This window comes from Haladaptatus sp. DYSN1 (genome assembly GCF_029489995.1).
Taxonomy (GTDB): Archaea; Halobacteriota; Halobacteria; order Halobacteriales; family Halococcaceae; genus QDMS2.
The window spans coordinates 458,426-471,742 of sequence record NZ_CP120470.1 but is presented as its reverse complement, the minus strand read 5'-3'; the positions used below and the strand labels follow the sequence as shown (position 1 = coordinate 471,742).

Genomic DNA, 13,317 nt, shown 5'->3' with positions numbered 1-13,317 from the left:
GACTGCGCGCGTGCGCGAATCGCCGCGGCCGAACGATATCGGCTAAGGGTGGCCGACACGACCTCCCGAAATCCGGTGATGACCGAACGCGAGAACGACCGTTGAACGGCTGAATCGATGCCCTTCCAGGGGCAGGCATTCGGCGCGAGAACGGCAGAAAAGCCGCCGCAACGTTTATCTGAATAGCTGTTCAATTATTCAACTATGGCCCAGGACACGACGCAGCTGCGCCGTCTCATCAAGGACGAGCGCGGGACGTGCTGCGACGCGGCGCTCACGGAGCGACTGGACGAATTGAAGGCGCTCTCCGATGGGACCAAATCCTCGTTCGAGCGCGACGTGGCCGCGCTCAAGGCGCTTGGCAACGAGACGCGCTACGAAATCGTCCGCCTGCTCACCGCGGCTGACCGAGAACTGTGCGTCTGTGAGTTCTCGCCGCTACTGTCGGTGAGCGAGAGTGCCGTGAGCCACGCGCTTCGCGGCCTCACGGACGCTGGACTCGTCTCCCGGCGCAAAGAGGGGACGTGGCGGTACTACCAGCCGACACCGCTTGCAGAACGGTTGCTGTCGGCGCTCGACGGCTCGCGAGGTGAACAGGAATGAGCGACGAATTGGGGCTGTCGGCGCAAGCACAGCGGAGAGCCGTGCGAAACCGCTACGCACAAATCGCGACGGGGTCAGGGAACAGCACTGACGCGGACGACGATTGCTGTGGGAGTTCCGACGGCTGCTGTGGCGACGAGGCGTCGCAGGCGGACTCGACGGCACTCGGCTACACTGACGACGACGTGGTGGCCGTCGCGGCCGGTGCGGACCTCGGACTCGGCTGTGGGAACCCGACGGCGCTCGCCTCGCTCGAAGCGGGCGAGACGGTCCTCGACCTCGGGTCGGGAGCTGGCTTCGACTGCTTCCTCGCCGCCCAGCGCGTCAGGGGAACAGGCCGCGTCATTGGCGTGGACATGACCGTCGAGATGGTCGAGAAAGCTCGTGCCAACGTCGAGAAGAACGACGCGACGAACGTCGAGTTCCGACTGGGCGAAATCGAACACCTCCCCGTCGCAGACGAGACGGTCGACGTCGTCATCTCGAACTGCGTCGTGAACCTCTCGCCGGACAAGCCGCAGGTGTTCCGCGAGGCGTTCCGGGTGCTCAAGCCGGGCGGCCGTGTGGCGATTTCTGACGTCGTCATGACCGCCGACCTCCCCGACTCTGTTCTGCGCGACCCGGAATCGGTCGCCGCCTGCGTTGCGGGTGCGTCGACCATCGACGACCTCGAATCGGCGCTCGCTGCGGCGGGGTTCGAGGACATCGACATCGCGCCGAAAGACGACAGCGGGGAGTTCATCCGCGAGTGGGACGACTCGCTCGACTTGAGTGCGTACATCGTATCCGCGGACATCTCGGCGCGAAAACCGTCGCGCTGACCTCGCTCGGTCGAAGGGCGTAAGAAGCCGCGTTTCCTACGCCACGGCAATCAGATGCCGCGCAAAGACCACTATTACAACAAAGCCAAACAGGAGGGCTATCGCTCCCGTGCGGCCTACAAGCTGAAGCAACTGAACGAGGAGGCCCACCTCATCGAGAAGGGCGACACCGTGGTGGACCTCGGGGCCGCCCCCGGCGGGTGGCTCCAGGTCGCAAAGGAACTCACCGGCCCGTCGGGCACGGTCATCGGCGTCGACCTCCAGCGCATCAAGCCCATCGACGGCGTCGAGACCATCAAGGGCGACATGACGACCGACGAAATCAAGGACGCCGTCCGGGAGACGGCGGGCGAGGCCGACGTCGTCATCTCCGACATGGCCCCAAACATGACCGGCGAGTACAGCTTAGACGCTGCGCGCTCTGCCTACCTCGCTCGCCAGGCGTTCGAGACGGCGACGGATATCCTCGCCCCCGGCGGCGACTTCGTCGCGAAGATTTTCGACGGACAGGACGTGAAACCGCTGCGCGACGACATGGAACAGGAGTTCGAGTACGTCCGCGCCATTCACCCTGACGCCTCCCGCGACGAATCCTCCGAACTCTATCTGGTCGCGAAAGGGTTCCTCACCTCGCCGGTCCGCGAAGGCGACACCGTGGAAGTCACTATCGCGAACATCGGCAAGGAAGGCGACGGCGTCGCCAAACTCGACGGCTACACGCTGTTCGTGCCGGGCACGGAAGCGGGCGAGACCGTCGAGGTCAGGGTGACGGACATCAAGCCGCGCTTTGGCTTCGCAGAGCGCATCGACGACGAGTAAAAACCGATTTTGCTACTGCTCAATCAGCAGTGAGCCGACCAGGACGATTCGCGGATAGTCGACGTGAAAAACGGTAGTTACTCGAAGGCGAACTCGCCGGCGTCGGCGACCTGTTTCTCGCGGCGCGACGTGACGAAGCCCACGACGGCGTAGACGAACGGGGTGTCGCCGAGCGCGATGAGCAGTTTGAGGAGGTACTGGCCGATGATGAGGCCGGCGACCTGCACCAGCGGCAGTGGGTTGCCCGTCCCGAGCAGTTGGGGAACGAGGTAGAACGCGAGCGAGACGAAGATGACGGTGTCGATGACCTGGCTGCTCGCGGTCGAACCGATGTTGCGCAACCAGAGGTGTTCGCCGTTCGTGAACTCGCGAATCTTGTGGAACGCGAAGACGTCCCAGTTCTGACTCACGACGTAGGCGGCGAGACTGCCGATGACGATGTTCGTACTCGCGCCGAGGACGGACGCGAAGGTGGTCGCATCGACCGGCGAGAACTGGAATGCAGGGGCCTGAATCGTCGTCCAGACGAGCACCAGCATGACGAGCGTCATCCCGAAGCCGACGTTCACGAGCATGGTCGCCGGTTTGCGCCCGTAGAGTTCTGCGTAACAGTCAGAGGCGAAGAAGGTGAGCGCGTAGGCGAGCGCCGCGCCCGGCAAGATGAGCGTGTTGCCAGCTAGCGGCAGCGAGAATGGAATCGAGAAGGCGAGGACTTTCGAGGCGGTTAGCTGGGCCGTGACGAGTGCAGTGATAAACAGCGCGACGAGCGCGAGGCGTACTGGGTCCCCGGCATCACTCGTCATCGATTCTCCCGTGACGGTCGTCGATTTCGTCGAGGAGGTCGAGCATCTTGCGAATCGAGGCTCGAATCGCTTCGCTTCTGTTTACGAATTTGCCGTCTTCCCCCACGTGGGCATCGAGGTCAGAAAGAAGTTCCTCTGGAACCTCAACGCTGATTTTTGGCATGGTAGGATATTACTGGAAGAATACTTAAATCCTCTCTTGGGAGTCCACGAGAGAATGTCTCTCCCGCCCGAAATCAGCCAAATCGCCGGTTAATCGGCCCCAGCGCGTTCTTTTTCGGGAACGCGACGACCGCCGAGGGTCACGACCCAGAGCAAGCCGAGGCCGAGGAAGTACGCGAGCAGCGTCGGAATCGCGAGGATGAACATCATGAACATCCCGCCCGGCGCGCCGAAGGCGGCGATTGCGAGGATGCCGATGGTCACTTCACGCCAGCGGGTGCGGAAAGTGCGGTAGGTGATGATACGCCCGCGGTGGAACAGCAGCATCGAGACGGGAATCATCCCGAGGATGCCGATGCCGGCGGTCGTGAGGAACACGAGCCACCCGAAGGCGTTGATGCGGTAGGAGATGATCATGTTCGCCTGAATCGCGTCTGCGGCGAGCCACGAGACGATGGTCGGTGCGACGTACGAGTATCCGACCATCGTTCCGGCACCGATGCCGACCAGCATCGAGAGGCCCCACAGGAGCAGAACGTTGCGGTTCCCGCGGGCGAAGCCGCGCTCTTTGAGCGACGGCCACGCGAAATAGAGCAATACCGGAATCACTGAGACGGCGGCGAGGACGGTTGCGATTTTCACCTCGAAGATGAGCGCCTCGACCGGGTGAAGCGCGACGATACCGAAGTCGATGCCGTCTGCGGCGATGGCCTCTGGAACCTTGCTCAGGAAGTTGTCCCGGATGATTTTGATGCCACCCGAGTAGAGGAAGATGAACACGCTCGCGAGGACGAGCATGAACGTCCCCACAATCCAGAATGCTTTCGAGGTGAGACTTTCGAGGATGAACGCGATGTCGTAGTAGTAGCCGCCGATGTCGTCTTCGGTCTTCTCGTCCTCGGAGAAGGCGTTCACGATACCGGTCGTCGTGCGGGTGATGGCGCTCCCCGATTCCTCGTCGGTGTCGTCGGGGCGAACGTCATCGACGTCGCCGTCTGCGGCGTCTGTATTCGCCGCAGGAGCCTCCGCGTCCTCGTCTTCTGGCATATCGTTGACGGCGGCGGCAGTCGCGCCGTTCTCGACGGGGTCAGCCTCGACGGCTTCTTGCACCTCGTCGAAGCGGTCTAAGATGGCCTGTGCCTTGTCGGCGTCGTCGTCCTGCATCGCCGTGCTGGCGTGCTGGAGCGCCTCGTCTTCGGACATGGCCGCGAACACTTCCGTGGGTGCGGCATAGATAGCGGCGGCGTCAAGGCTGTCGATGTCGATTTCCGCTGGGTCGCCCGCGCTCGCTGGACTCGGCGCGTCGCGCTGGCGGCGCGTCGAGACGAGCACCTTCGTCAGGCCGAGACTGAACCCGTAGAGGAAGAGCAGCGGCACGGCCCACATAATCTGGGTGAAGGGGTCTGGCGGCGAGAACAGCGCCCCGAAGATGAAGATGGCGACGACGGCGTGACGCCACTTATCGCGCCACGTCTCGTAGGGGACGATTTCGATGTACGCGAGGCCGGTCATCGCGAGCGGGAGCTGGGCGGCGAGGCCGAAGGAGAGGGTCAACAGGAAGACGAACTGCGCCCAGTGGACGATGGAGTACGTCGGCTGGAATCCGCCCTGAATCGCATTCCCGGCGAGGAACTCGAACATGAGCGGGAAGAAGAGGGCGTAAGCGTAGACGACGCCGCCGACGAACAGTCCGAGGCTCAGCGTGAGGATGAAGGTGAATTTCCAGAGGCCGATGCGCTGGGTCGGCCAGAGGCCGCGTTCACGGAGCGCGTCGCGGGAGTAGTACAGGAGGAAGGGAATGGCGAGCAAGATACCCACGACGAGGCCGATTTTCACTTGCAAGAGGATGACGTCGAACGGTGTGACGGCGATGACGTCGGTCTGGTCTGCGACGTCTGGGCCCATTTTCGAGAACAGGTCCGCCTTGAGTTGGACCCAGACGAACTCGCGCAGGGCGTAGATAGTGCCCATCAGCCCGATGACGAACACGATGAAGACCTTCTGTAGATGGGTCTGTGCCGTGCTGAGCATCGCGCCGACCGTTTCCCGACCACTGGCGACAGCGCGTTTCGTGTCGTCGTCTATCGCTCCAGACATCCCCGTATCTGGCGAAGGTAGCCCGGTCTGAGTTATCAATCTTGTTCTCTGCGCGGAGAAGAAAGTTTACAAACGTTGGCCTGACTATCAGCGAGTAATGACGGGAGTGTCGGAGGGTTCGGACGATGGCTGACCACTTCTCAGCCCCAGCCGTAAACGAAGATGGCTCTGTGCAGAACGGGCCGGCGTCTGACAAGGAGATGCCGCTTGCGGACCACATCGAGGAAATGGTCCGCCGGACGGGCGTCGTCCTCGTCATCATGGCCGTGATAAGCGGCATCGTGTTCCCCTTCGCAGACCAGATCATCAACTTCCTCTGGAACAACATTCTCCCGGGAACCGACGTGGCACGACCCCGACTCTACCACCCGCTCGCGCTGGTCCTCGCGCGGCTGAAAGTCGCCTCGCTCGCCGGGTTCATCATCGCGTTACCCGTGTTCGTCTACGAGACGTACCTGTTCATGCGTCCCGGCCTCTACAAGCACGAGCGCCGGTACTATCTCGCGGCCGTCCCGACGAGTCTCATCCTCGCGTTCATCGGCGTTGCCTTCGCGTTCTACCTCGTTCTCCCGACCATTTTCACCTACTTCACCTACTACACCCAGGGAGCCGCGACTGTCGCCTACGGCCTGACCGAGACGTTCAACCTCATCGTCCTGCTGATGGGCTTTTTCGCGCTCATCTTCCAGATTCCGCTCATGGTCATGCTCGCCATCATGATGGGACTGACCACCCGCCAGTGGCTCGCAGACCGTCGCCTCTACTTCTGGGGGGCGTTCGCGGGTATCGCGTTCCTGTTCAGCCCCGACCCGACCGGGATGGCACCTATCATCGTCGCGGCCACGATGATTGCCCTGTTCGAGGGGACGCTGTTGCTCCTGCGCTGGACCCAGCGGTAACACTCTTTTCTCCCCCCTCCCTCTCACCGGACGATGAGAGTGTTGCTGGTTCGCCACGGCGAGACGCACTGGAACCGCGAGCGACGCATGCAGGGGTGGGCTCCCTCACGGCTCACCGAAAACGGCGAGCAACAGGCCCGGGTCACGGGTGAGACCCTCGCGGCGGAGTACGACATCGCCCACATCTACGCCTCAGACCTGACGCGCACTCGGGAGACGACGGTGCACATTCGCGAGTCGGTAGAGGCAGACGCTACCTTCGACTCGGCGTGGCGTGAACGTGACCTCGGCGTCTATCAGGGACTCACCCACGACGAGATAACCGAGCGATTCCCCGAATTCTCGCTCACGCGAGCGGGCCTCGAAGCCGCGGCGAAAGTACCGGAAGGTGGAGAAAGTCTCGTACAGGTCAGAGACCGCGTGCTCTCCGGCTGGGAGGACCTCACCGAGAATCACCGCGAAGGCGACACCGTCCTCGTAGTGAGCCACGGCGGGCCGATGTACCTGTTGCTCGGCCACCTGCAGGGTCACGACATCGTCGAGAGTTACACCCGACTGCGCCTGAAGAACTGTTCGGTCTCAGAAATCGCGGTCGAGGAGGAGTCCCGCGTGGTGCGGGAAAACGAGACGCCGTACTAGTTGTCGGGTCGCTTCGGACTACTTACCGGTCGGGTACTCAGCGTCGAAGACGTTCTCGACGAGCGGTTCGTCGGCCGCCGTGGCCTGCCCGGCGGGACTCACGCTGCCGGTGCGATAGCCAAAGAGGTCGAGGGTGACGTGGTCAAAGCCGGCGTCCTTGATGTGGTCACGGGCGGCGCGGATGAAGTCAGCGTCTAAGGCACGGTCCAGTTCGTCCTCGGCGATTTCGATGCGGGCGAGGCCGTCGTGGTCGCGCACGCGGAACTGCGAGAAGCCCCACGTTCTGAGGAGTTGTTCTGCCTTGTCCACGCGAGAGAGGCGTTCTTCGGTGACTTCGAGACCGGTCGGAATGCGCGAGGAGAGACACGCCATCGCCGGTTTGTCGGCGACTGAGAGGTCGTACATATCCGCAATCTGGCGCACCTCGTCTTTGGTGATTCCCTGGGCGACGAGCGGGGAGTAGGCGTTTAACTCCTCGACGGCGCGCAGGCCGGGACGGTGGCCCTCGCCGAGGTCGGAGGCGTTCGTGCCGTCGCAGACGATTTCGATGTCGAGCTCTCGGGCCTTGTCGAACATCTTGCCGAGGCGCATCGTCCGGCAGTGGTAGCACCGGTCTTCGTCGTTTTTCACGAAGTCGGGGCTGTCGAGTTCGCTGAACTCGACGATTTCGTGCCGGATGCCGATTTCGTCTGCGACCGAGACGGAGTCGTCCAGTTCGGCCGCCGGGAGCGTCTCACTCTTCGCCGTACAGGCCACCGCGTTCTCGCCGAGGGCGTCCGCGGCGAGTGCCGCGACCACGCTCGAATCGACACCGCCGCTGAAGGCGACGAGGACGCTGTCGCGCTGGGCGAGGTCCTCGCGGACGGCTGCTGCTTTCTCCTCAACCGTAGGCATAGACACGGCTACTTGCCGCGTAAACAAAAGTACGTTGTCCGCGGCGAATCCTATCAGCTGGGCGAAACGAGGGTGCGGTCAGACCGCCTCGTCCGGCTTTTCCGGCGGGGTCCCAGCGCGGTCGAGCGACGAGCGGAGAGCAACCCCGATGAGGAGCGCGAGGGTCAGCGAGACGAGCCCTGCGCCGAGCAAGAGCAGCGGGTAGCCCGTGACCGCGGCGAGACCCGCGAACAGCGCCGGGCCAGTCGCCCGTCCGAGGAAGGTGGTACTGTTGCGCAGGCTGAGCGCCCCGGCGCGGTACTCGCCGGTCACGAGGTCGCTAATGGCGGCGTCCACGGCGGGCATCGAGAGGCCAAGTCCGGCCCCCACGACCACCGCGCCGAGGGCGACGACGAGCGCGGAGGGGGCGAGCCACGCGACGACGAGACCGACGCCGAAACAGGCGAACCCGCCCGCGACGAGGAGGCGATTCGAGATGTGGCGGGCGAGTCGGCCGTTTTGCGTCGAGACGACGATTGACCCGACCTCCGCAGCCACGATGATACCGCCGATGAAGACCGGCGCGAGACCGTACTGTGCGGTGAGCAGGAACGGCAGAACCGTGAGAATTGCGCCGAACAACAGCAGTTCGGTGGCGAACGCCGCACCGTACAGGAACAGCGTGTTCGGCCCGGTGACTACTGAGAGCGCCCGCCGGATGTAGGCGACGCCGCGCGCCTCGCGGACGAGTGCCGGTTCTTCGAGCGCGAAGAGGGCGAACAGGCCCACGGGAATCGCGAGCAGACAGGCGAGGAAGGGGACGTTCCACCCGAAGGAGACGAGGATGCCGCCGACGAGCGGGAACAGCGCCGCGCCTGCAGAGAGCACCGCGATGTTCATCCCGAGGACGGCATTTCGTTGCGTTCCCTCGAAGGTGTCGCCGATGAGTGTGACCGTCGCGACGAACAGCCCGGCGGCCGCCGTGCCCTGAATCGCCCGGAGTGCGAGCACCCACTCGAATGACGGCGCGAAGTAGATGGCTCCGCCGGTGACGCCGAAGGCGAGCAAACTCGTGACGAGCACGCGCTTTCTGCCGAGGCGGTCTGCGAGCAGGCCGATGAACGGCGAGAGGACGATGCCGACGACGAAATAGGCGCTGACGACGAGGCTGGCACGCGCGTCGGTGACGGCGAAGGCGTCGCGGATGACCGGCAGCGCCGGAGCCACGAGCGGGACACCGAGCGGCGCGAGCAGCGTGCTCAACAGCACGACCTGTACCGTCCGCGAACGCCACGGCACGCGGTCTGGTCGAAGATTCTCAGCCATCAGGACGTCCCCCGGATGCCGACCGCACGGGCGGCACCCCATCCCCAACTCATGCGTAGAGATTCGCTGGCTGGGCGGATAATCCTGCGTCAAAACGTGGGTCGGCCGCCGGGACCGGACCGCGAACGCTTTTTGTCCCCGGGTGGGTATCACACGGCTGAATGGATTTCGAGGGTATCCCGGGCGTTGGCGAGAAAACCGCGGCCGCACTCGCGCAGCTCGACGACCCCGAGACGGCGCTCAAACGCGGCGACGTGCTGCGATTGGCGAGCGCCCCCGGCATCACTGAAGGGCGAGCGGCGAGCATCGCGCGGGCGGCGATTCGAGAGCAACACGGCGACCCCGGGACGTTCCTCGCGACGAATCGAGCCCGTGAACTCTATCAGGACACGCTTGCCCTCCTCCAGCAGCGCACCGTGACCACCTACGCGAAAAAGCGCCTGGAGACGCTGTTTCCGAGTTCGAAGCAATCACGCATCGACGAGGTGCGCGCCTTCGTCGACGATGCGACGACACGCGACCCGACGCCTGAGGTGTTGGAGGCGCTGACCGCCGTCGAACCGCTCGCCCACCCCCGAAACGTTCGGGTGCGCGACCGCTGTCTCGCGACGATGGACGCGGAAATCTACGCCGAGGCGAAGGAGGCCGTGCCTGAACTGAGCGTCGAAATCGTCGAGGACGCCCGCAGGCTCGGCGACCTGGCACGCGGCTACGCCACCGTCATCGCGCTCGACGAGGAATTCGCGGGCGTCGACATAGACGGCGACGTACAGGTGAAACCGAAGGCCTTCGAGAATCCCGTGGACATCGTCCCCGAGCGCACGCTCGCGTTTTTCGCGGCGAACCGCGAACGCCTCTCGGCGGCGATTCGCGTCCACCGCGCCGCCGACCTCGAACCGCCACAGGGCCTCGAACTGGATGCACTCGAAGCGGGCCTCACACGGCTGAACGACGACGGCACGGTGAAAGGTGACGAGGAGTTAGAACGCCTCACCGCGGCTGCGAACGACCTGGACGCGGCGGTGTCGATGGCCGAGAACGTGGCGAACGACCGGCTGCGCGAGGCGATTCAGGCCCGCGACGTTACCATCGAGGGGTCAGACCTGCTCTCGCTGGTCGAACAGGGTGCGGGCGTCGATTCGCTGCTGTCGCGAGAACTTGCAGACGAGTACGACGCAGCCATCGAGGCCGCCCGCGACCACCTCGTCGATTCCCTCTCGCTCGATTCGGGCGAGGCGGAAATCGGGCGGATGATTTTCGGCGAGGAGCCAACCTTCCCCGTCGGCCACCAGGAGCAGGTCGTGAATCGGTTACGTGAAGACCTGACCGTGGCCCGCGACCGCCGCGCGGCCCGGCGAAAGCGCGAGGTGGCCGTCGAACTCGACGGCATGACCGAGGCCGTCGAAGAACTCGTCTTCGCGTCGCTCGAACTCGACGTGGAACTGGCCATTGCTCGGTTCGTCGCGGATTACGACTGCGTGCTGCCCGACCTCGCGGGCGAAGGCTTCGACATCGAGGGCGGGCGCTCGCCTCTGCTCGACGTGCCCTTCGACGAGGTGGACCCGGTGGACTACGCCGTCGAGGGCGTGACGCTGCTCTCGGGGGTCAACAGCGGGGGGAAGACCTCCACGCTCGACCTCTGTGCCGTCGTCGTCATCCTCGCGCACATGGGGCTTCCCGTGCCCGCAGCGAAGGCGCGCATCAGCCTCGTCGAAGAGCTCCACTACCACGCGAAGACCCAGGGAACCCTCGACGCCGGCGCGTTCGAGAGCACGCTCCGTGACTTCGCGGGCCTGGTCACCGGCGACGCGAAGAAACTCGTCCTCGTGGACGAACTGGAGTCGATAACCGAACCCGGCGCGAGCGCGAAAATCATCGCCGGCATCCTCGAAGCGCTCTCGGAGCGCGACGACTCGGGCGTGTTCGTCTCTCACCTCGCGGGCGAGATTCGAGACGCCGCGGACTACGCGGTGGCGGTCGACGGCATCGAAGCCGTCGGTCTCGTGGACGGCGAACTCGTCGTGAATCGCTCGCCACAGAAAGACCACCTCGCCCGGTCGACGCCCGAGTTGATTGTTGAAAAACTCGCCGCCGAGGGTGACGCCACGTTCTACGGGCGGTTGCTCGAAAAGTTCGAAGCCTGAGCGCGCATTTACCCCTTCTCGCCGCCTACACTCCGTCAATGCCTGTCGTCTACCGCTGTCCAGTCAGAGGATGTGCATTCGTCGTGCAGGCGAATGACTCGAATCACGTCCTCGAACTGGCGCGCAAACACCACGACATGAGACACAACGTGCCCGTCTCCGGTGAAGAGGTCAGACGGGCGATGACGCACGTCTGACGCCGAGATACCCCAATTTGGCGAACAGTTAAGTAGCGTCACAGGCACGGTGAAAGTGATGGCTGATGACCCCGACGGGGGGATGCTTTCGTGGGACGAATCGGTGTTCCGGGACGAACACGTGTTCGAAATCGACTACGTCCCCGAGGTGTTCCGCCACCGCGAGACGCAGATGCGGAGCCTGAAGTACGCGCTCCGGCCAGCGGTGCGTGGGTCTCGTCCGCTGAACGTGATGATTCGCGGACCGCCCGGGACCGGCAAAACCACTGCCGTCCAGACGCTCTTTGGCGAACTCGAAGCCGAGACGGACGTGCGGACGGTGCGCGTAAACTGCCAGGTCGATTCGACGCGCTACTCGGTGTTCTCGCGCATCTTCCAGGGTATCTTCGAGTACGAACCGCCCTCCAGTGGCATCTCGTTCAAGAAACTGTTCGGACAGGTCACAGACCACCTCGTGGACGAAGACGAGGTGCTCGTGGTCGCGCTGGACGACGTGAACTACCTGTTCTACGAGTCCGAGGCCTCCGACACGCTCTACTCGCTGCTGCGCGCCCACGAGGCCCACGCCGGGGCGAAAATCGGCGTCATGGTAATCTCCTCTGACCTCGGCTTAGACGTCATCGAAGAACTCGACAGCCGCGTCCAGAGCGTGTTCCGCCCCGAAGAGGTATTCTTCCCGGCGTACGACGAATCTGCGATTCGCGACATCCTCGCAGACCGCGCAAAACGCGGCTTCCACGAAGGCGTCATCGAGGGCGACGTACTGGACCGCGTCGCCGCGCTCACCGCCGACACGGGCGACCTGCGCGTTGGCATCGACCTGCTCCGCAGAGCGGGCCTGAACGCGGAGATGCGCGCCAGTCGGGTCGTCACCGGGAAAGACGTGGAGGAAGCCTACGACAAGTCGAAGTTCATCCACCTCTCACGGAGTCTCCGGGGCCTCTCGGAACCCGAACGCGCCCTCATCAGGGTCATCGCAGAACACGAAGGTGAGCAAGCCGGCACCGTCTACGAGGCGTTCCACGAAGAGACGGACCTCGGCTACACGCGCTACTCGGAACTCATCAACAAACTCGACCAACTCGGCCTCATCGAAGCGCGATACACGAACGTCGAGGGGCGCGGCCGCTCGCGCGAGTTGACATTGAAATACGACGCGCAAGCCGTCCTCGACCGCCTCTAAAATCGCTCGACGTGTGGCCGGACGTCGAGTTCGAGCGTCCACGAGTCTTTTTCCTGTTCAATCAGATGCCAGTAGGAGTTCGCGATGGATTCAGGTTCGAGATACTGGTACGGGTCACCCTCTACGTCTGCATCGGAAACGGAGGGGTCGCGAATCTGCCCGTCGATGACGACGTGGGCGACGTGAATCCCCACCGGGCCGAGTTCGCGGGCCATCGACTCGGCCATGCCCCGGACGGCGAACTTGGCCGCTGAAAACGCGATGGCCCCCTCCTTGCCCCGAATCGAGGAGGTCGCTCCGGTGAAGATGATGGTTCCCTCGCCCGCTTCGAGCATGTCGGGGATGACCGCCTGCGAGCAGAGCAGGCCGCCGACGGCGGCGACCCGCCAGGCGGCTTCGAACTCAGCGGGGGTAACGTCGTGCACTCCCTTCCAGACCGAATCGCTCGCATTGTTGACGAGCACCGAGACCGGTCCGAGGCGCTCGTGAACCTCCTCGAAGGCGGCGGTCACGGCCGCCGGGTCTGCGACGTCCACGGGAATTGCGATGGCCCGCCCCGGTCCCGCTTCGAGTTCGGCGGCGAGTTCTCCGATGTAGTCACTCGACCGGGCGAACAGCGCGAGTTCACAACCCTCGACGGCGAATCGACGCGCGAGTGCGGCTCCGAGTCCGGGGCCGACACCCGCGATGACGACGGTCTTGCCCATTGCTACCAAAGAGCAGTTCCGAGGAGAAAAACCGTTGGTCTGCG

14 protein-coding genes are annotated in these 13,317 nt (G+C 64.1%); 8 read left to right on the top strand and 6 right to left on the bottom strand.

All coding sequences use genetic code 11. The annotated features are described in order from the left end of the window. The first annotated feature begins 204 nt into the window (after positions 1–204). From P0648_RS02460 to P0648_RS02450, 3 genes are read left to right on the top strand one after another with little or no spacing between them, the layout of a single operon-like run. The gene (locus P0648_RS02460) at positions 205–603 is read left to right on the top strand and encodes a metalloregulator ArsR/SmtB family transcription factor (protein ID WP_277505085.1); all 399 of its coding nucleotides are present in this window, start codon (positions 205–207) and stop codon (positions 601–603) included. Beyond that, entirely contained in the window at positions 600–1,424 is an 825-nt protein-coding gene (locus P0648_RS02455) for an arsenite methyltransferase (RefSeq protein WP_277505084.1), read from the top strand. Before P0648_RS02460 ends, P0648_RS02455 begins: the two co-directional genes overlap by 4 nt. A 54-nt stretch (positions 1,425–1,478) precedes the next feature. Continuing rightward, the gene (locus tag P0648_RS02450; protein ID WP_276245829.1) at positions 1,479–2,243 is read left to right on the top strand and encodes a 23S rRNA (uridine(2552)-2'-O)-methyltransferase; all 765 of its coding nucleotides are present in this window, start codon (positions 1,479–1,481) and stop codon (positions 2,241–2,243) included. Positions 2,244–2,320: 77 nt separating this feature from the next. Here the strand turns inward: P0648_RS02450 and P0648_RS02445 are convergent, their stop codons facing one another. The 3 genes from P0648_RS02445 to P0648_RS02435 form a co-directional block, all read right to left on the bottom strand. Next, positions 2,321–3,046, bottom strand: coding sequence for a queuosine precursor transporter (locus P0648_RS02445; RefSeq protein ID WP_276245830.1), 726 nt, complete (start codon positions 3,044–3,046; stop codon positions 2,321–2,323). Further along, complete coding sequence (locus P0648_RS02440) at positions 3,036–3,209, bottom strand: ribbon-helix-helix domain-containing protein (RefSeq protein ID WP_276245831.1); 174 nt, start codon at positions 3,207–3,209, stop codon at positions 3,036–3,038. The genes P0648_RS02445 and P0648_RS02440 overlap by 11 nt, the downstream gene beginning before the upstream one ends. 89 nt (positions 3,210–3,298) lie before the next feature. Next, the gene (locus tag P0648_RS02435; RefSeq protein WP_276245832.1) at positions 3,299–5,305 is read right to left on the bottom strand and encodes a twin-arginine translocase subunit TatC; all 2,007 of its coding nucleotides are present in this window, start codon (positions 5,303–5,305) and stop codon (positions 3,299–3,301) included. Positions 5,306–5,430: 125 nt separating this feature from the next. Between P0648_RS02435 and P0648_RS02430 the strand changes: the two genes are divergently transcribed. After that, complete coding sequence (locus P0648_RS02430; RefSeq protein WP_276245833.1) at positions 5,431–6,204, top strand: twin-arginine translocase subunit TatC; 774 nt, start codon at positions 5,431–5,433, stop codon at positions 6,202–6,204. A 33-nt stretch (positions 6,205–6,237) separates the two neighbouring features. Further along, positions 6,238–6,843, top strand: a complete 606-nt coding sequence (locus P0648_RS02425) for a histidine phosphatase family protein (RefSeq protein ID WP_276245834.1) — start codon at positions 6,238–6,240, stop codon at positions 6,841–6,843. Between the two features lie 18 nt (positions 6,844–6,861). Here the strand turns inward: P0648_RS02425 and larE are convergent, their stop codons facing one another. Both larE and P0648_RS02415 read right to left on the bottom strand, forming a co-directional pair. Beyond that, the gene (gene larE, locus P0648_RS02420; RefSeq protein ID WP_276245835.1) at positions 6,862–7,737 is read right to left on the bottom strand and encodes an ATP-dependent sacrificial sulfur transferase LarE; all 876 of its coding nucleotides are present in this window, start codon (positions 7,735–7,737) and stop codon (positions 6,862–6,864) included. Between the two features lie 78 nt (positions 7,738–7,815). After that, positions 7,816–9,042 (bottom strand): MFS transporter, encoded by a 1,227-nt coding sequence (locus P0648_RS02415; protein WP_276274636.1) that lies wholly within the window; start codon positions 9,040–9,042, stop codon positions 7,816–7,818. 161 nt (positions 9,043–9,203) lie between these two features. Here P0648_RS02415 and P0648_RS02410 point away from each other — a divergent pair, with 161 nt between their 5' ends. From P0648_RS02410 to P0648_RS02400, 3 genes are read left to right on the top strand one after another with little or no spacing between them, the layout of a single operon-like run. Then, complete coding sequence (locus P0648_RS02410; protein ID WP_276245837.1) at positions 9,204–11,186, top strand: endonuclease MutS2; 1,983 nt, start codon at positions 9,204–9,206, stop codon at positions 11,184–11,186. Between the two features lie 38 nt (positions 11,187–11,224). Further along, positions 11,225–11,383: a hypothetical protein gene (locus P0648_RS02405; RefSeq protein WP_276245838.1), complete on the top strand. Its 159-nt coding sequence runs from the start codon at positions 11,225–11,227 to the stop codon at positions 11,381–11,383. Between the two features lie 58 nt (positions 11,384–11,441). After that, positions 11,442–12,566 (top strand): ORC1-type DNA replication protein, encoded by a 1,125-nt coding sequence (locus P0648_RS02400; RefSeq protein WP_276245839.1) that lies wholly within the window; start codon positions 11,442–11,444, stop codon positions 12,564–12,566. Here the strand turns inward: P0648_RS02400 and P0648_RS02395 are convergent. Then, positions 12,563–13,273 carry an SDR family NAD(P)-dependent oxidoreductase gene (locus P0648_RS02395; RefSeq protein ID WP_276274637.1) on the bottom strand — a complete coding sequence of 237 codons (711 nt, stop codon included), beginning with the start codon at positions 13,271–13,273 and terminating at the stop codon, positions 12,563–12,565. The genes P0648_RS02400 and P0648_RS02395 overlap by 4 nt on opposite strands. Between the last annotated feature and the right edge of the window lie 44 nt (positions 13,274–13,317).

What these genes read in the sequence shown, in the direction of transcription:
- P0648_RS02430 (WP_276245833.1), top strand. Translation starts at nt 5,431, where the DNA reads ATGGCTGACCACTTCTCAGCCCCAGCCGTAAACGAAGATGGCTCTGTG.
- P0648_RS02455 (WP_277505084.1), top strand. Translation starts at nt 600, where the DNA reads ATGAGCGACGAATTGGGGCTGTCGGCGCAAGCACAGCGGAGAGCCGTG.
- P0648_RS02405 (WP_276245838.1), top strand. Translation starts at nt 11,225, where the DNA reads ATGCCTGTCGTCTACCGCTGTCCAGTCAGAGGATGTGCATTCGTCGTG.
- P0648_RS02400 (WP_276245839.1), top strand. Translation starts at nt 11,442, where the DNA reads ATGGCTGATGACCCCGACGGGGGGATGCTTTCGTGGGACGAATCGGTG.
- P0648_RS02460 (WP_277505085.1), top strand. Translation starts at nt 205, where the DNA reads ATGGCCCAGGACACGACGCAGCTGCGCCGTCTCATCAAGGACGAGCGC.
- larE (WP_276245835.1), bottom strand. Translation starts at nt 7,737, where the DNA reads ATGCCTACGGTTGAGGAGAAAGCAGCAGCCGTCCGCGAGGACCTCGCC.
- P0648_RS02425 (WP_276245834.1), top strand. Translation starts at nt 6,238, where the DNA reads ATGAGAGTGTTGCTGGTTCGCCACGGCGAGACGCACTGGAACCGCGAG.
- P0648_RS02440 (WP_276245831.1), bottom strand. Translation starts at nt 3,209, where the DNA reads ATGCCAAAAATCAGCGTTGAGGTTCCAGAGGAACTTCTTTCTGACCTC.
- P0648_RS02445 (WP_276245830.1), bottom strand. Translation starts at nt 3,046, where the DNA reads ATGACGAGTGATGCCGGGGACCCAGTACGCCTCGCGCTCGTCGCGCTG.
- P0648_RS02450 (WP_276245829.1), top strand. Translation starts at nt 1,479, where the DNA reads ATGCCGCGCAAAGACCACTATTACAACAAAGCCAAACAGGAGGGCTAT.
- P0648_RS02395 (WP_276274637.1), bottom strand. Translation starts at nt 13,273, where the DNA reads ATGGGCAAGACCGTCGTCATCGCGGGTGTCGGCCCCGGACTCGGAGCC.
- P0648_RS02435 (WP_276245832.1), bottom strand. Translation starts at nt 5,305, where the DNA reads ATGTCTGGAGCGATAGACGACGACACGAAACGCGCTGTCGCCAGTGGT.
- P0648_RS02410 (WP_276245837.1), top strand. Translation starts at nt 9,204, where the DNA reads ATGGATTTCGAGGGTATCCCGGGCGTTGGCGAGAAAACCGCGGCCGCA.
- P0648_RS02415 (WP_276274636.1), bottom strand. Translation starts at nt 9,042, where the DNA reads ATGGCTGAGAATCTTCGACCAGACCGCGTGCCGTGGCGTTCGCGGACG.